Consider the following 16,258-nt stretch of genomic DNA (forward strand, 5'->3'; position numbering starts at 1 on the left):
TTGCGGAAGCCCCCCTCCACCGCGCAAGCGCGGTCCCCCTCCCCGTTCCGGGGAGGATACCCTCCCCCCGAATCCATTGTGCAGCGCCACAAGGGTTGAGGTAATTTTCTTGCGGGAGCATAGGGCCCGCATGGCCAAGACCACGCTGAAATCGCTGTCGGACGCGCTTGCCGCCCGGCTGACCAAGGGCGCACTTCCGGGGGAATTGCAGGGGTTCGGCAAGGCCGAGCGGGCCGATGCCGCCGCCTTCGTCGCCGCCACCGCGGAGACGCGGCCGCCGGGCAAGCCAGTGCTCGCGCTGGAGCCGATCGCCGGGTCCGAGCCGCGCCGCACGATGCGACTCGCCATCGTCAATGACGACATGCCCTTCCTGGTCGATTCGATCGCGGCGACGATCGGCGCGCAGAACATCGTGATCGATCGCATCATCCACCCGGTGCTGAGCGTCACGCGCGATGCGGCCGGCGCGCTGACCAGCGTCGGCGGGGCGAGCGGCGAAGGCGGCAAGCCCGAATCGATGATCTATATCGAGATGGAGCGCGCCGATTCGCGCGAACGCCGCGACCTGCTCGCCGCGCTCGAGCGCAACCTGGCCGATGTCCGTTCCGCGGTGGACGACTGGGCGCCGATGCAGGCGCGCATGGCCTCCGACGCGGAGGCGCTGGGGACGAGCGAGGGCGGCGAATTGCTGCTGTGGTTCCTCGACCGCAACTTCACCCTGCTCGGCCATGAGCTGTGGCAGGGCAAGAGCGACAAGCCCTTGGGCATCGCGCGCCACCCGCACAGCGTGCCGATCCTCGCCGAGGCGTCGCGCGCGCTCGCCATGGCGTGGTTCGAAAAGGGCGGGGAAGCGCCGCTGCTGCTCAAGTCCAACCAAATCTCGGGCGTGCACCGCCATGTCCCGCTCGACCTGGTGCTGGTGCCGATCCGCGAGGGGCGCAAGGTCACCGGTCTCTCGATCCATGCCGGGCTGTGGACCAGTTCCGCGCTCAACGCGCCGCCGCAGGACGTGCCGGTGCTGCGCGCGCGGCTCGCCGCGCTGGAGGCGAAGTTCGGCTTCGATCCCAAGGGGCATACCGGCAAGGCGCTCACCCATGCGCTCGCCTCGCTGCCGCACGACCTGATCACCGCGTTCGACGTCGCCTCGCTGGAGGATGTCGCGCTGACCGCGATGTCGCTGGCGGACCGGCCGCGCCCGGCCCTGGTGCTGGTGCGCTCGATCCTGGGGCGGCATCTGTTCGCGTTCGTGTGGTTGCCGCGCGACGACCTGACCACCGCGCGGCGCGTCGCGATCGGCGACATGCTGGCCGAGGCGGCGCATGGCGGGCTGCTCAACTGGGGCATCTCGATGGAGGGCAGCGTGGTCGCGCAGATCCGCTACACCATCGATCTGCGCGGCGAGGGCGTGATGCCCGATACGGCGGCGCTCGACGCGCGGATCGCGCGCATGGTGCGCGGCTGGGTGCCGGCGGTCGAGGCGGCTTTGGCCGAGGCAGTCGAGCCGGCGCGCGCCACGCGCCTCGCGCTGCGCCATGCCGCGACCTTCCCGCAAGGCTATCGCGCGGCGGGCAGCGCCGAGGAGGCCGCGCGCGACATCCTGCGCCTGTGCCGGCTCGATACGCCCGGCGACCGCTCGGTGCGGCTGTTCCGCGATGCGAAGGGCGCGACGCGGCTCAAGATCTACCGCGTCGGCGGCGCCCTGCCGCTGTCGGACGCGGTGCCGGTGCTGGAGAATTTCGGCTTCCGCGTGATCGAGGAAGTGCCGACCGCGTTGAACGACGACGCGCAGGGGTTCGTGCATGAGTTCCTGGTCGAGAGCGCCAACCCGGCGCGCGGCGAGCCCGCGGTGCTGGAGGGCGCGATCGCCGCCGTGCTGGAGGCCGGGGCGGAGAATGACGCGTTCAACCGGCTGATCGTCGATGCGGGCATGGCGCCCGCCTCGGTCGTGCTGTTCCGCGCCTGGTTCCGCTATCTGCGCCAGGCCGGGCTGCCCTATTCGCTGGCGACGGTGGTCGATGCGCTGCGGCGTGCGCCGAAAGTGGCCGCCGCGCTGATCGAGCGCTTCGGCGCGGCGCATGATCCGGCGCGAAAGGCAAAGATCGAGGCGATCCTGGCGGCCGACGCGGCGATCGATGCGGGGCTCGACGCGGTCTCGGCGATCGACGACGACCGCATCCTGCGCGCGCTGCGCAATGTGATCGCGGCGACCTTGCGCACCAACGCCTTCGCCCCCGCAGGCCAGACGGCGCTGGCGTTCAAACTCGACAGCCACCTCATCCCCGGCCTGCCCGCGCCCGTGCCGTGGCGCGAGATCTGGGTCTATTCGCCCCGGGTCGAGGGCATCCATCTGCGCGCCGGCCCGGTGGCGCGCGGCGGCCTGCGCTGGTCGGACCGGCGCGACGACTTCCGCACCGAGATCCTCGGCCTGATGAAGGCGCAGCGCGTGAAGAACGCGGTGATCGTGCCGACCGGCGCCAAGGGCGGCTTCTATCCCAAGCAATTGCCCCCCGTCGCCAACCGCGACGCGTGGCTGGCCGAGGGGACCGAGAGTTACCGGGTGTTCATCCGCTCGCTCTTGTCGATCACCGACAACATCGTCGAGGGCAAGGTCGTCCATCCCGCGCATGTCATCGTGCATGACGGCGAGGACCCCTATTTCGTCGTCGCCGCCGACAAGGGCACCGCGACCTTCTCCGACGTGGCCAATGCGATCGCGCTCGACCATGGCTATTGGCTGGGCGATGCCTTCGCGAGCGGCGGCTCGGTCGGGTACGACCACAAGGCGATGGGCATCACCGCCAAGGGCGCCTGGATCTCGGTCCAGCGCCACTTCGCGGAGCGCGGCGTGGACGTGCAGCGCGAGTCGATCCGCGTGGTCGGCTGTGGCGACATGTCGGGCGACGTGTTCGGCAACGGCATGCTGCTCTCGAAGACGCTGAAGATCGTCGCGGCATTCGACCACCGCCATATCTTCCTCGACCCCGATCCCGACCCCGCCGCGAGTTGGGAGGAGCGCAACCGCATGTTCGCGCTGCCGCGCTCCAGTTGGGCTGACTACAACCCCTCGCTGATCTCCAAGGGCGGCGGCGTGTTCCCGCGCACCGACAAGACGATCAAATTGTCGAAACAGGTGCGTGCCGCGCTCGGGCTCGACGCGAGCGAGATGGAGCCGGGCGCGCTGATCTCGGCGATCCTGAAGGCGCCCGTCGACCTGATCTGGTTCGGCGGCATCGGCACCTATGTGAAGGCGGCGTCCGAGAACAACATCCAGGTCGGCGATCCGGCCAATGATCGCCTCCGCGTCAACGCCGAGGAGATCCGCGCCACCGCGATCGGCGAGGGCGCGAATCTCGGCGTCACCCAGGCCGGCCGCATCGCCTTCGCTTCGCATGGCGGGCGGATCAACACCGACTTCATCGACAATTCGGCCGGCGTCGATTGTTCGGATAACGAGGTCAACATCAAGATCGCGCTCAACCGCGAGATGATCGAGGGCCGGCTGGCGTACGAGAAGCGCAACAGCTTCCTCGCCGCGATGACCGACGATGTCGCATTCATCGTGCTGGAGGATAACCGCCTCCAGACGCTCGCCTTGTCGATCGCGGAGAATGACGGCGCGCAGGCGGTGCCGAGTTATGTCCGGCTGATCGAGATTTTCGAGGCATCGGGCAAACTCGACCGCGCGGTCGAGGGGCTTGCCTCGAACGACGATCTGCTGCGCCGCTCGCAGGAAGGCCATGGCCTCACCCGGCCCGAACTGGCGGTGCTGCTCGCCACCGCCAAACTGGCGCTGCAGGAAGCGATCGAACTCGCCGATCTCGGCCTCGACACCGAACTGGCGCCCGATCTCCACGCCGCCTTCCCGCCGGCGATGCGCAGGAAGTTCGGCAAGGCGATCGACGAGCATCGCCTGCGCGGCGAGATCGTCGCGACCAAGCTGGCCAACCGCATCGTCAACCGGCTCGGCGTGCTCCACCCGTTCGAGCTGGCCGAGGAGGAAGGCGCCGCGATGAGCGACATCGCCGCGATGTTCGTCGTGACCGAACGGCTGTTCGGCCTTCCCGCGCTCTGGGCGGAGATCGAGACCGCGGTGATGCCCGAGGGTGCGCGCATCGCGCTGTTCGAGGAAGTGGCGGTGGCCACCCGCTCGCAGATCGCCGACCTGCTGCGCGTCGTGCGATCCGGCACTGGACCGGGCCCGGCGCTGGCGCGGCTGGCGAAGGGCACCGCGCAACTCGACCGGCAGACCAAGGCCCTGCTGCTAGAGGAAGCGAGCGCGCAGAGCGCGCGCATCGCCGCCACGCTGGAGGCGGCCGGCGCGCCGAAGAAGCTGGTGCAGAAGGTGGTGCGGCTGTTCGAGCTTGACGGCGCGGTCGGCCTGGCCGATCTCGGCGAGCGGCTCGGGCTGGACGAAGCGGTGCTGACGCGCGCCTTCACCCGGCTCGGCCAGGCATTGGGGCTCGACTGGGCGCAGGCCAATGCCGCGCGCATCGCGTCGAGCGATCCGTGGGAGCGGCTGCTCATCGCGGGCCTCGCGCGCGATTTCCAGCAGCTGCGGCTCGAATTCCTCGGCCGCGGCGGCGGCGATCCACAGGCGCTGGTCGAGACATGGCTCGCCGCCAATGCCGGCCGCGTCGCGCAGTTCAAGTCGGTGGTGGACCGTGCCCGGCACGCCCCGGCACCGAACGCCGCGATGCTGGCGCAGATCGCCGGCCAGGCGCGGGTACTGCTGGGGCGCTAGATCAGGCCCAGCAACGGCCAGAGGATGATGGCCCAGATCGTCAGGCTGATCGGCACGGCATATAACAGGCCGCGCATGGGGTCGCCGTGCTCTTCGTCATCGCGGGCACCCACGCGCGCGCGGTCGAACAGGTCGTGCCGTGTCTGGAACATCTCGCTCTCCTGAGCCGAGATGTACGCGCGACCGCTTGCCCAAAGATTAAGAGGAAATGCGGTTTGCGCCCGTGCGCAACGCCTGGACGCCGCGCACCCGGAAGGCGGGCAGGTCGGCACTGGCCAGCCAGGCGCTCGCCTTGTCGACAAAGGCCGGCGTCGCGGTCTCGCCGGCGCGCTTCAGCCAGTCCATCGCCTCATCAGCCCTGCCCGCGGCGCCGAGCATCCGCGCATGGTTGAAACAGCCGCGGAAATCCCCGCCGCGCGCGGCACGGGCATAACAGCGCGCGGCCTTCGCCATGTCGCGCGGCACGACCCAGCCATCCTCATGGAAGCTGCCGACGAAGTTGATCGCCTTGGCATTGCCCAGTTTCGCGGCGCGCTGGAACCAGTCGAGCGCCGCGGCCTTGTCTTCCGCCACGCCGGCACCCAGCGCGAGCAGCGTCGCATAATTATACATACCCCAGTCGAGCCCGCGCTCGGCGGCGATGCGGTAGCATTCCGCCGCGCGCGCCTTGTCCGGCGCGGTGCCCCAGCCGAGATCGTAGCAGCGGCCGACCATGTTGATCGCTATCAGGTGATGCTGCGCCGCCGCCCTGGTGAACCAGGCGAGCGCGGCGGGCTCGTCCTTCGCCACGCCGGCGCCGTCGAGCAGCATCTGCCCGTACACCGCCTGCGCTTCCGCCATACCGGCCTCCGCCGCCGATCGAACGAACGCCGCGCGCTCCTCGGGAGGACCCGAGAGGCGCGCGGCGATGTCGTCAGCGGTCAGCCCGTCGAGATCGAGGGCCGCCGTCATCAATAACGGACGTTCAGCGTCGCAAAGGCCGAGCGGCCGGGCGCGATCGCGGCATAATGCGAGGTATAGGCCTGGTTGAAATAGGTCTTGTCCGTCAGGTTCTGGACGTTGACCGACAGTTCGAAATTACGGTTGAACCGGTAGGAGGCCCGCGCATCGAAGCGCCAATATTCCGGGATCGTGCGGTAGAGTATCTTGGTCGCGGGGCTCACCGTGACCACGCCCGCATTGGTCTGGGTCGCCGCGCGGTTGTCGGCATAACCACCGAACACCCGGCTGGTGTAGAAGGCGCCTCCACCGATCGAGAAACCCCTGACCGGTTCGACCGTGGTCCACATCGTGAAGCTGTCACGCGCGGTCTGGGTCGCCTGCTTGCCATTGTTGACCGACGGCACCAGCACCGTCTTCGCGGCCTGGATGGTGGTCGTCACGCCGCCCACCGTCTGCGTGATCGCCGCCGCCGTCAGCGCGGTGAAACCGCCATCGACGATCTTGGGATCGAGATGGGTATAGCCGCCGAAGATCGTCCAGCCGGGCAGGATCTGGCCGCTGGCGGTGAATTCGACACCGCGGATGCGGCGTTTGCCGATGAATTCCACCGTATTGCCCGGGCCCGTGACGCGCGCATTGTCGGTATCGGTCTGGAAACCGGCGAGGCTGAGCGCGAGCTTGCTGTCGAACAGATTGGCCTTGGCGCCGACCTCATAGGATTTGGTCTTCTCGACCTTCAGCGAGTCGAGCAGCAGGAGATTGGCCGCCGTATCGGTCGTCGGCAGCGCGTTCGCCTCCTGTCCTTCGCCCAGCAGGGCGTTCGGCGGGGTCGCCGCGGTGGCGTAGGATGCGTAGAGGCTGGTCTCTGACGTCGGCTTGAACACCAGGCCCGCCTGCCAGTTGAACAGATTGTCCACCCGCTCGAGCTGCACCGTCTGCGTCGCCGCATAGGCCTGACCCGGCGTCAGCACCGATTTGAAGCGATCGTAGCGCGCGCCGAGGTTGAGGATCAGCGACGGCAGCAGCGTGATCGAGTCGAAGCCATAGACGCTCTGTGTGTTGGCGTCGTTCTGGGTTTCCTCGATCGGGATCATCTTCGAGATAGGCGCCGACACGGTCGACGTGTCGCTCGCATAGTTCACCCAGGGATCGTTCGGGTTGGGATTGAAGATGCTCGTGCAATAATAGCGCGACACCGTGGCGGTGTTGCAGCGCGGGCTCACGGTCGACCCGGTCGACAGGATCTCGACGCCGGTGGTGGCGTTGAGATAGCCGCGTGTGACGAAGGCGCCGCGCCGCGCCTTCTCCCAGGAGAACTCGGCGCCGATCGAGATGTTGTGCTTGACGCTGCCGGTGTTGAACGAGCCGTACAGGTCGGTCTGATTCACCATGCTCTGCGAATAGCCGTAGCGGGTGTTGGCACGCCGCCACAAATAACCGCCGGTGAGGATATCGCCGCGTGTCGCAGCGGCGCTGCCGGCGGCCGGCGGGGTCGCCGACGTACCATAGACGTTGCCGGTGCTGTCGTCGGGCAGCAGGAAGATATAGGCCTGATAATTGTGGGTGAAGCGCGAGGTGTTGCGCAGGGTCAGCCCGCCGAAATCATGCTCGACGCGGATCGTCGCCTGATCAGTGGTCGCGTCGCGGAAGTCGCGGTCGACCAGGCCGTAATAGGTCGAGCGATCGACATGGCCCTTGGTGCCGCCGATGGTGGTGATGTCCCCAAGCGCGGGCGCGCTGTAGATGTCGCCGGTGCCGGGCGCGTTGCCGATCGTATAGAGATAGGGGATGCCGCTGTCGGGCAGCTCATGGCTGGTCAGGTGGTAATAGGATGCGGTCAGGCGGGTGTCGGTACCCAGCCCGATCGTGACGGACGGCGCGACACCCCAGCGGCGCTGCCAGATCGCGTCGCGGCCGGCGACGTCCTGGTCGTGCCACATTCCCTCGATGCGGAAGGCGATGGTGTCGTTGAGCTTGTAGTTCGCATCGACGGTCACGCGCTTGTAGTCGGCGGTGCCGAAGCTCGCCGATGCGTTCACGAAGGTGCGGTCGGTCGGCAGCTTGGACACGATGTTGATCGAGCCGCCGGCGCTGCCGCGACCGCCGAGCGTCGAGTCCGAGCCGCGCACGACCTGGATCTCTTCGACCGCGAACACTTCGCGGGTCTGCGCCGCAAGATCGCGCACGCCGTCGACATAGGTCGAGCCCTGGCTGTCGAAGCCACGGATGAACGGGCGGTCGCCGATCGGGTTGCCGCCCTCGGCCGCGCCGAAGGTGATGCCGGGCACGGTGCGCAGCGCGTCCTGCAGGCTGGCCGAGCCAGTCTGCTCGATCACTTCCTTGGGCAGGACGACGATCGACTTGGGGGTGTTCACCGGGGCTGCGACCTGCTTGGGCGCTTTTTCGCGCGCACCGGTAACGAGCACGTCATCGTCGCGGCCCTGCTCGTCGGTTGCATCGGTCGCCTTGGGATCGGGGTCATCGGCGGCATAGGCCGTGCTGCTGGCGAACGCGCCAACGCACGACAGCGCCAGGAAGGCCGGCTTGGCGATGGGCGTGCGGCGAGAAGTGCTGGAAGTACGCAATTTCTGTCCCCTTTGGTGTCGAGGTCCGGCTATTGCGAGTCACTCTCATTGTCAACGCTATTGAGAGCTATTCTCACTCGTATTTCCGCGGCAATTCGGCTTCGTGAGGGCAACGCTGGTTGACCGCTGCATCGATGGTGCTATCGCGACGCTTCCTTGGGGAGTAGCCACCTGCTTCGAGCAGGGCCTTCGTCAACATACTCGGACCCGGCCTTTGGCGCGGTTCGTGGCGACGGCAGCGGCGCATGCGCCAGCCCGGCAAGACCAACGATGTGATTCCTCTTTCAGGCCAGAGGTGACTCCACATCGTTTGTCGACGGCCTCGGGAAGAATGATATGACTGGAATTCTCACACTGGGCGGTCTTGGCCTCAGCCTGTCGGTCGACGCTTTCGCCGCCGCGATCGGCAAGGGCGCTGACGGCAATTCGACCCGGTGGCGCGACGCGCTACGCATTGGTGTCATCTTCGGTTTCTTCGAGGCGATCACGCCGGCAATCGGCTGGGCGGTCGGGCTGGTGTTGAGCGCGTGGATCGCCGAGGTGGATCATTGGGTGGCCTTCACCCTCCTGGGCGGCGTGGGCCTGCATATGCTCTGGCAGGCAAGCAAGCCCGCAGAGGAGACGGACGGTATGGATCGGCCGAACCGGCCTCATGGGCTCCTGAGCCTCGCGGCCACGGCGATCGCGACCAGCATCGACGCGACAGCGGTGGGTGTGAGTCTTGCCTTTCTCGACATCAATATCGTCACGGCATGTCTGGTGATCGGCGGCATCACGACGATCGTGGCAACCACCGGCGTACTGATCGGCAAACATGTCGGCAGTTTTCTCGGCCGGTACGCTGAGGTGCTGGGTGGGCTCACACTGATCGTGATTGGGAGCCTGATCCTGTACACGCATCTAACGGCCTGAGGGCGACCGTGCCGACACGGACAGGCGAAACGTTTGTGGTGACGGTTGGGTTAGTGCTGCGCCAGCAACCACGTTCGCAAGGCGCTAGCCAGATTGGGCGGGTCATCGACCGTGATGCGCAGCGCGTCGATCTCCGCGATCAAGGCATTGAGCGGCAGGGTGCGTGCCTCGGCCGCGCCCTCCAGCGCCTCCCAGAACAAAGGCTCCAGGCTGATCGACGTCGCGTGACCGGCGATCGTCACCGATCGCTTGACCGGGCCGACAAACCCGCCAGGCGGCGCGGCGATCATTCGTCCCCGCTCTTTCAGTCAGTGTCGAACAGCGCGGCGAGCTGCTCGATAATCGTGCCGCCGAGCTGTTCGGCATCCATGATCGTCACCGCGCGGGCATAATAGCGGGTCACGTCATGGCCGATGCCGATCGCGGCCAGCTCGACCGGGGACTTGGTCTCGATCCAGTTTATCACCTGGCGCAGATGGCGTTCGAGATAACTTCCGGAGTTCACGCTGAGCGTCGAATCATCGACCGGCGCGCCGTCCGAGATGACCATCAGGATCTTGCGCTCCTCGGGCCGCGCAACCAGTCGGCTGTGCGCCCAGAGCAGCGCTTCGCCGTCGATATTCTCCTTGAGCAGCCCCTCGCGCATCATCAGGCCGAGCGAGGTGCGCGCGCGGCGCCACGGCTCGTCGGCTTTTTTGTAGACGATATGGCGCACGTCGTTGAGCCGGCCCGGCTGGGGCGGACGACCCGCGGCAAGCCAGGTCTCGCGCGCCTGCCCGCCCTTCCACGCGCGGGTGGTGAAACCGAGGATCTCGGTCTTCACGCCGCAGCGTTCGAGCGTGCGGGCAAGGATGTCGGCGCTGATCGCCGCGATCGAGATCGGGCGGCCGCGCATCGACCCCGAATTGTCGATCAGCAGGGTGACGACGGTGTCGCGGAAATCGGTTTCGCGTTCGATCTTGTAGCTCAGCGACTGAGTCGGGTTGACCACGACGCGCGCGAGGCGAGCGGCATCGAGCAGCCCCTCCTCCTGATCGAAATCCCAGCTGCGGTTCTGCTGCGCCATCAGCCGGCGCTGCAGCCGGTTGGCGAGCTTGGTCACCGCGCCCTGGAGATGGACGAGCTGCTGGTCGAGATAGGAGCGCAGGCGCGCAAGCTCTTCGGCGTCACACAGGTCAGTCGCGGCGATCACTTCGTCGAAGCTGGTCGTCCACGCCTTGTATTCGAACTGCGGCGAGAAATCGGAGAAGGGGCGATTGGGGCGGACGGGCAGCATGCCCTCGTCGCCGTCATCGCCCGCTTCGCCGTCCATGTCCTGGAATTCGTCGTCGCTGGCGTCGGCGCTCTCGCCGTCCTGCGACTCGGCGTCGCGATCGGAACCGCGGGCCTCGATCTCGCCCTGGCCCTGCTCGCCTTCGCCCTCGCCGTCCTCGCCTTCGTCCGAATTCTGTTCGTCCGTGCCTTCGTCCTCGGACCCGCCTTCATCGGCTTCGTCGGGGATCATGTCGCCCTCGACCAGATCGAGATCCTCGAGCAGCCGCGTGACGAGGCCGGCAAAGGCGCGCTGGTCGTCGATCGCCAGCGCCAGCGCGTCGAGATCCTTGCCTGCCTTCTGCTCGATCCAGTCGCGCACCAGCGCCATGCCCGGCGCGGTGACGGCGGGCGCCTCAGCGCCGGTCAGCCGCTCGCGCACCATCAGGCCGAGCGCGGTCGACAGCGGCACTTCGTCGCGGTTACGGGCACGGGTAATCGGATCGGCGCGCAGTTTCAGGTCGAGCGCCGTGGCGAGGTTGGCCGCGATGCCGGCATAGCCGCGCGCGCCCAGCGCTTCGACCCGGGCGCCCTCGACCGCGTCGAACACGGAGCGCGCAACTGCCTCGGCCGGTGCCTGCCTGGCATGGATCGCGGCATTATGGTGGCGCAGGCGCAGCGCGAAGCCATCAGCGAAGCCGCGCGCCTCGGCGACCTGGTCTGCCGGCAGGGTGCGCGCCGGCATCGGCACCTTGATATGCTTGCCCGACTGAGTCGGCGCGTCGGCGGTGAAGGCGAGCTCGATCTCGGGCTCATGCGCGATCGCACGCGCGGCGCCGCCGAGCACGGCCTTGAAGCGATCGAGGGGCGTTTCCGTCGTCATGGCTTCTGCTCTGGCACCACCAAACGCCCCGGCGCAAGATCGCGGTCGATCCTGACCCGCGCGATCTTCGTTTCCGGATCGAATTCGAGCACGGTCACCACCGCGCCCTGGATCACGCCATAGGCCGGCAGCTTCGCGATCGAGATCTTGTGCCGCGTCTCGGGCAGCGGGCGGTTCATGCCGTAGAGCACCAGCTCGGCATCGAAGGACAGGCTGTCCTTCTCGCCCGCCGTGCCGGCATAGCGCAACCTGAGCTCGCTGCCATTGCCTAGCAGCATGCCGCGGATCAGGCCGTAATGCGCGGGAGCGATGGCGAAGGGCGCCCGGCCCGAATCGCCCTTGGCGCCGATCAGGATGGCATGGTCGAGCGTCTCGTCGTCATTGGTATCGTAGAGGCAATAGCGCGTCACCAATTTGGTCGGCCTGAGCAGACCGACCAGGCCGAAGCCCATCGAGCCGACCATTGCCTTGGCGAGCGACGGATCCTGCTCGGTTTCACAGAACACCACGGGCGGATCGCCCGGAATGCCATCGACGCGGGCGGATTCGAACACCGTCTCGCGCGTGAAATGGCGCTTCTGGCCGAGCCGGTCGAGGTCGATCGGATCGACCAGCAGCACCGTTTCCGGCCGGCCGAGCGGGCTTTGGGCGATGATCGCGCCGGGGACGGCGATCTGCTCGCCCTTGAGCGTGCGGCCGGGAAGCAGCGGGACCGAAGCCGGCTTGACCTTGTAGTCGGGGGTTTTGGCGGCGGTGAGCAGGATTACGGCGGCCATGACGGCCGTCGCTTTTGCCAATCTACTATTGCCGGGAGGGAAGCCGGGCCTGACGTTCATTGCCAACACCTCGACATCACCCGATTAGAGCTTCCCCGGCGGAGGCCGGGGTCCAGTTCCGGAACAGAAAGAGACGGGCGCTTCGGCCGATCAGAAAAGTCCCCCAACTGGACCCCGGCCTTCGCCGGGGAAGAAGATTATGGGTGGAACCGAGGCTCAACCCTTGCCGACCACGCTCTCGGGCAGATCCTTGCCGAACACGCGCTGATAATATTCGGCGACCAGGGCCCGCTCCGCCTCGTCGCACTTGTTGAGGAAGCTGAGGCGGAAGGCGAAGCCGACATCGCCGAAGATCAGCGCGTTCTGCGCCCAGGTGATGACCGTACGCGGGCTCATCACGGTCGAGATGTCGCCGTTGACGAAGCCACGGCGCGTGAGATCCGCCACACGGACCATGTTGTCGACGACCTGCTTGCCCTCGGGCTTGTCATATTCGCCCGATTTGGCGAGCACGATCTGCGCCTCGACCGCGGCGGGCAGATAGTTGAGCGTGACGACGATATTCCAGCGGTCCATCTGGCCCTGGTTGATCTGCTGCGTGCCGTGATAGAGGCCGCTCGTATCGCCGAGGCCGACCGTGTTGGCGGTGGCGAACAGGCGGAACCAGGGGTTCGGGCGGATCACCCGATTCTGGTCGAGCAGGGTCAGCTTGCCCTCGGTCTCGAGCACGCGCTGGATGACGAACATGACGTCCGGACGGCCGGCATCATATTCGTCGAACACGAGCGCGGTCGGGGTCTGCAGCGCCCAGGGCAGCAGGCCTTCGCGGAATTCGGTGACCTGCTGGCCATCCTTCAGCACGATCGCGTCGCGGCCGACCAGGTCGATGCGGCTGATATGCGCATCGAGGTTGATGCGGATGCAAGGCCATTTCAGGCGCGCTGCGACCTGCTCGATATGAGTCGACTTGCCGGTGCCGTGATAGCCCTGGACCATCACGCGGCGATTGTGCGCGAAGCCGGCGCAGATCGCGAGCGTGGTGTCGCCGTCGAACACATAGGCCGGATCGAGATCGGGCACGCGCTCGTCGGCTTCCGAAAAGGCGGGAACCTCCATGTCCGAATCGATGCCAAAGAGCTCACGGACCTTCACCCTCTTGTCGGGTGCGTCCATGATCGTCGTCTCGCGGCTGTCGGGCTGGGTGTTGGGTATGTCCGTCATGACCTCGTACCGTTCGGGCTGATCTGCAGAAGCCCTGCTCCTCTTCAACGATCGAGAAGGAAGAACGGCACTTCGACAAACTCAGTGCGAACGGAAACAGAGTTCGTCAAGCCGAACCCGTCTTGGGCGGCAACGGAAACAGCGTGACGAACTGCTCCGCAAGCCCCCGATTGCCCGATAATGTCAACGATCCGGCCGATTCCGCGTCTCCGATCGGGCGGCCGCCATAGACGACCGAGGCGAGCGTCACCGGGTCCGTATCGAGCATCACATCCGCCTCGCGCGGATCAGTGCGGCGAATCGCAATGCCCGCCACGTCGACGGTCGCGACGAACTCGTCGTCGCCGAAGCGGAATCCGATCGTGCGGTTCACCTCGCCCGAGCGCGAGCGGTCGATCATCGTGCGGAACGACAGCATGATCGACGCGGCGCTGAGCGGCAGCGTGGTGTCATGCCGGTGCGACTGGACCGCCCAGCGGCCAAGCTCCTGGATCGCGGTTTCGCTCGCATAGCCCCAGGGGGTGAGGCCATAGACCTGCACCGAGGCGGGCGGCGGCAATTTCTGGCGGGTGAGGATGCCGACCTCCTCCATGCCCTCGAGCCGCTGCGTCAGCACGTTCGCGCTGATCCCGCCGAGCGCCTTCTTCAATTCGCCGAAGCGACGCGGACCGAACATCAATTCGCGCACGATCAGCAGCGACCAGCGCTCGCCGACCAGTTCCATCGCCAGCGCGGTGCCGCAAGCATCGTCATACCAACGCTTTTCCGTCTTTTTGGGCGCATTGTCCGGCGCCTCCGACGAGTCGGTTATTTTTTCTAACTCCATGGTTGCTTTTAATAACCCGATGAGTCATCACCGTCAAACAGTGATTCGCCAGAAACGCACAGGAAAGGATTGGCCATGCCAAAGATGATCTTCGTGAACCTGCCCGTGGCGGACGTCGAGCGCTCGGCCGTCTTCTACCAGGCGATCGGCGCGACGAAGGACGAGCGCTTCTGCCAGGAAAACACCACCGCCCTGCTGATGTTCTCCGATACGATCAGCCTGATGGTCCTGAGCCACGCCCGCTTCGCCGATTTCACGTCCAAGACGATCGCCGATGCGCGTACCATCTGCGAAGTGCTGATCTGCCTGACGGAGGATAGCCGCGATGACGTCGACGCGACGCTTGGCAGGGCGATCGCCGCCGGAGCCCGGCCCGACCCGGTTCCCGCGCAGGACCATGGCTTCATGTACGGCCGCAGTTTCGAGGATCCCGACGGCCATATCATCGAGCTGACCTGGATGGACGTCGACGCGGCGATGGCCGCCATGTCCGGCAGCGAAACCGTCGACGCCTGAACGTCACAACGACTGCCTTCATGAGCGGGCAGCGAGCGAGGAGAGAGAAGCGATGACCTATATTCAGGGTTTCGTGCTGGCCGTACCGGCCGCCAACAAACAGGCCTATATCGAACACGCCACCAGGGCAGTGCCGTTCTTCCGTGAATTCGGCATGACGCGCATGGTCGAGAATTGGGGCGACGAGGTGCCGGACGGCACCGTCACCGATTTCAAGCGCGCGGTGAAGGCGAAGGACGACGAGGTCGTGCTGTTCAGCTGGATCGAATGGCCTTCGAAAGAGCTGCTCGAATCCGGCATGCAGAAGATGATGGAAGACCCGCGCATGGCCGAGATGGCCAATTGCCCGTTCGACGGCAAGCGCATGATCTATGGCGGTTTCGCGCCGTTGCTCGATCATGGTTCGGGCGGATCGACCGGCTATGTCGATGGCTATCTGGTGCCGGTCGAGGACGGCAGGCAGGACGCCTATCGCAGCCTCGCGGGCCTGGCGTCCGAGGTGTTCCGCGATCACGGCGCGACGCGTGTGGTCGAGGCCTGGGGCGATCATGTGCCCAAGGGCGAGGTCACCGATTTCCAGGGCGCCGTGGCGGCGACCGACGGCGAAAACATCGTCTTCTCCTGGGTCGAATGGCCCGACAAGGCGACCCGCGATGCCGGCATGGCCAAGGTGATGGAGGATGAGCGGATGAAGCCGTCCGCCGACCAGGAGATGCCGTTCGACGGCAAGCGCATGGTCTATGGCGGCTTCGCCCCTATCCTCGACGCCTGAACCCAAATCCTCCCCAAGCCCCCAATCCCAGGAGAGCGACGATGACCAATCCCGAAGGCACGCCGATCTGGTACGAGCTGATGACGACCGATCCCGAGGCGTCCAAGGCCTTTTACGACGACGTGATCGGCTGGACGGTGCAGGACAAGCCGGCCGGCGACATGGATTACCGCATGATCGACAGCGGCAACAATGGCGAATTCGTCGGCGGCGTGCTCCGTCTGACCGAGCCGATGGTCGCGGGCGGCGCGAAGCCGACCTGGCTCCTCTATATCGGCGTGAACGACGTCGATGCCTCGGTCGAGAAGATCAAGGCGGCCGGCGGCAAGGTGGTGATGCCCGCCTGGGACATTCCCGATGTCGGCCGGGTCGCGATGGTGACCGATCCGCAGGGCATTCCCTTCTACATCATGCGCGGCGCCAGCGACGGGACCAGCACCGCCTGGGACCGGATGGGCATGGGCAAGTGCAACTGGAACGAGCTGTCGACACCCGACCAGGCCGGCGCCAACGCCTTCTACGCCGAGGTGTTCGGCTGGACCTATCCGGACAAGATGCCGATGGGCGACATGGGCGACTATATCTTCGTCGAAGCGGGCGGCCAGACGATCGGCGCGACCATGCAGACGCCGCCACAGGGCCAGCCTTCCGCCTGGCAATTCTATTTCCGCGCCCCGGATATCGAGGCAGCCGCCGCCAAGGTCGTGAAGAATGGCGGAACCGTCCATGCCGGCCCGATGGAAGTGCCCGGCGGGGACCGGATCATCGTCGCGAGCGATCCGCTCGGCGTGATGTTCGGCGTGGTCGGGCCGGGCCAGTAAGAAAGGAGAGAA

At 66.6% G+C, this 16,258-nt stretch carries 13 protein-coding genes; 5 read left to right on the forward strand and 8 right to left on the reverse strand.

Features of this window, described 5'->3' with window-relative positions:
* Nucleotides 1-130: 130 nt before the first annotated feature.
* Complete coding sequence (locus ACZ1I2_RS23515; protein ID WP_465175624.1) at nt 131-4,741, forward strand: NAD-glutamate dehydrogenase; 4,611 nt, start codon at nt 131-133, stop codon at nt 4,739-4,741.
* On the opposite strand, the gene ACZ1I2_RS23520 is transcribed toward ACZ1I2_RS23515, so the two are convergent.
* The 3 genes from ACZ1I2_RS23520 to ACZ1I2_RS23530 are packed head-to-tail and all read right to left on the reverse strand — an operon-like array spanning nt 4,738 to nt 8,268.
* The gene (locus tag ACZ1I2_RS23520; RefSeq protein ID WP_465171790.1) at nt 4,738-4,893 is read right to left on the reverse strand and encodes a hypothetical protein; all 156 of its coding nucleotides are present in this window, start codon (nt 4,891-4,893) and stop codon (nt 4,738-4,740) included. The genes ACZ1I2_RS23515 and ACZ1I2_RS23520 overlap by 4 nt on opposite strands.
* A 46-nt stretch (nt 4,894-4,939) precedes the next feature.
* Nucleotides 4,940-5,692: a tetratricopeptide repeat protein gene (locus tag ACZ1I2_RS23525; protein ID WP_465175623.1), complete on the reverse strand. Its 753-nt coding sequence runs from the start codon at nt 5,690-5,692 to the stop codon at nt 4,940-4,942.
* The gene (locus ACZ1I2_RS23530; protein WP_465175622.1) at nt 5,692-8,268 is read right to left on the reverse strand and encodes a TonB-dependent receptor; all 2,577 of its coding nucleotides are present in this window, start codon (nt 8,266-8,268) and stop codon (nt 5,692-5,694) included. Before ACZ1I2_RS23530 ends, ACZ1I2_RS23525 begins: the two co-directional genes overlap by 1 nt.
* A gap of 336 nt (nt 8,269-8,604) precedes the next feature.
* Here ACZ1I2_RS23530 and ACZ1I2_RS23535 point away from each other — a divergent pair, with 336 nt between their 5' ends.
* Nucleotides 8,605-9,180 carry a manganese efflux pump MntP gene (locus ACZ1I2_RS23535; RefSeq protein ID WP_465175621.1) on the forward strand — a complete coding sequence of 192 codons (576 nt, stop codon included), beginning with the start codon at nt 8,605-8,607 and terminating at the stop codon, nt 9,178-9,180.
* A 50-nt stretch (nt 9,181-9,230) separates the two neighbouring features.
* Here ACZ1I2_RS23535 and ACZ1I2_RS23540 read toward each other — a convergent pair whose 3' ends face one another.
* The 5 genes from ACZ1I2_RS23540 to ACZ1I2_RS23560 form a co-directional block, all read right to left on the reverse strand.
* Nucleotides 9,231-9,470 carry a ribbon-helix-helix domain-containing protein gene (locus ACZ1I2_RS23540; RefSeq protein ID WP_465171786.1) on the reverse strand — a complete coding sequence of 80 codons (240 nt, stop codon included), beginning with the start codon at nt 9,468-9,470 and terminating at the stop codon, nt 9,231-9,233.
* Between the two features lie 14 nt (nt 9,471-9,484).
* Nucleotides 9,485-11,314 (reverse strand): cobaltochelatase subunit CobT, encoded by a 1,830-nt coding sequence (gene cobT / locus ACZ1I2_RS23545; RefSeq protein ID WP_465175620.1) that lies wholly within the window; start codon nt 11,312-11,314, stop codon nt 9,485-9,487.
* Nucleotides 11,311-12,090: a hypothetical protein gene (locus ACZ1I2_RS23550; RefSeq protein WP_465175619.1), complete on the reverse strand. Its 780-nt coding sequence runs from the start codon at nt 12,088-12,090 to the stop codon at nt 11,311-11,313. The genes cobT and ACZ1I2_RS23550 overlap by 4 nt, the downstream gene beginning before the upstream one ends.
* Nucleotides 12,091-12,306: 216 nt before the next feature.
* Entirely contained in the window at nt 12,307-13,311 is a 1,005-nt protein-coding gene (gene cobS, locus ACZ1I2_RS23555) for a cobaltochelatase subunit CobS (RefSeq protein WP_465175618.1), read from the reverse strand.
* A gap of 106 nt (nt 13,312-13,417) precedes the next feature.
* Nucleotides 13,418-14,137: a winged helix-turn-helix transcriptional regulator gene (locus ACZ1I2_RS23560; RefSeq protein ID WP_465175617.1), complete on the reverse strand. Its 720-nt coding sequence runs from the start codon at nt 14,135-14,137 to the stop codon at nt 13,418-13,420.
* 75 nt (nt 14,138-14,212) lie between these two features.
* Here ACZ1I2_RS23560 and ACZ1I2_RS23565 point away from each other — a divergent pair, with 75 nt between their 5' ends.
* Genes ACZ1I2_RS23565 through ACZ1I2_RS23575 form a run of 3 tightly spaced genes read left to right on the forward strand, consistent with a single transcriptional unit; the run spans nt 14,213 to nt 16,246 of the window.
* On the forward strand, nt 14,213-14,653 hold the full coding sequence (locus ACZ1I2_RS23565; RefSeq protein ID WP_465175616.1) for a VOC family protein: 441 nt from the start codon (nt 14,213-14,215) through the stop codon (nt 14,651-14,653).
* Between the two features lie 52 nt (nt 14,654-14,705).
* On the forward strand, nt 14,706-15,425 hold the full coding sequence (locus ACZ1I2_RS23570; RefSeq protein WP_465175615.1) for a DUF1428 domain-containing protein: 720 nt from the start codon (nt 14,706-14,708) through the stop codon (nt 15,423-15,425).
* A gap of 41 nt (nt 15,426-15,466) precedes the next feature.
* Nucleotides 15,467-16,246: a VOC family protein gene (locus ACZ1I2_RS23575; protein WP_465175614.1), complete on the forward strand. Its 780-nt coding sequence runs from the start codon at nt 15,467-15,469 to the stop codon at nt 16,244-16,246.
* The last annotated feature ends 12 nt before the right edge of the window (nt 16,247-16,258 follow it).

This window comes from Sphingomonas sp. BL-S-29 (assembly GCF_055521495.1).

What these genes read in the sequence shown, in the direction of transcription:
- ACZ1I2_RS23515 (WP_465175624.1), top strand. Translation starts at nt 131, where the DNA reads ATGGCCAAGACCACGCTGAAATCGCTGTCGGACGCGCTTGCCGCCCGG.
- ACZ1I2_RS23520 (WP_465171790.1), bottom strand. Translation starts at nt 4,893, where the DNA reads ATGTTCCAGACACGGCACGACCTGTTCGACCGCGCGCGCGTGGGTGCC.
- ACZ1I2_RS23525 (WP_465175623.1), bottom strand. Translation starts at nt 5,692, where the DNA reads ATGACGGCGGCCCTCGATCTCGACGGGCTGACCGCTGACGACATCGCC.
- ACZ1I2_RS23535 (WP_465175621.1), top strand. Translation starts at nt 8,605, where the DNA reads ATGACTGGAATTCTCACACTGGGCGGTCTTGGCCTCAGCCTGTCGGTC.
- ACZ1I2_RS23540 (WP_465171786.1), bottom strand. Translation starts at nt 9,470, where the DNA reads ATGATCGCCGCGCCGCCTGGCGGGTTTGTCGGCCCGGTCAAGCGATCG.
- cobT (WP_465175620.1), bottom strand. Translation starts at nt 11,314, where the DNA reads ATGACGACGGAAACGCCCCTCGATCGCTTCAAGGCCGTGCTCGGCGGC.
- ACZ1I2_RS23550 (WP_465175619.1), bottom strand. Translation starts at nt 12,090, where the DNA reads ATGGCCGCCGTAATCCTGCTCACCGCCGCCAAAACCCCCGACTACAAG.
- cobS (WP_465175618.1), bottom strand. Translation starts at nt 13,311, where the DNA reads ATGACGGACATACCCAACACCCAGCCCGACAGCCGCGAGACGACGATC.
- ACZ1I2_RS23560 (WP_465175617.1), bottom strand. Translation starts at nt 14,137, where the DNA reads ATGGAGTTAGAAAAAATAACCGACTCGTCGGAGGCGCCGGACAATGCG.
- ACZ1I2_RS23565 (WP_465175616.1), top strand. Translation starts at nt 14,213, where the DNA reads ATGCCAAAGATGATCTTCGTGAACCTGCCCGTGGCGGACGTCGAGCGC.
- ACZ1I2_RS23570 (WP_465175615.1), top strand. Translation starts at nt 14,706, where the DNA reads ATGACCTATATTCAGGGTTTCGTGCTGGCCGTACCGGCCGCCAACAAA.
- ACZ1I2_RS23575 (WP_465175614.1), top strand. Translation starts at nt 15,467, where the DNA reads ATGACCAATCCCGAAGGCACGCCGATCTGGTACGAGCTGATGACGACC.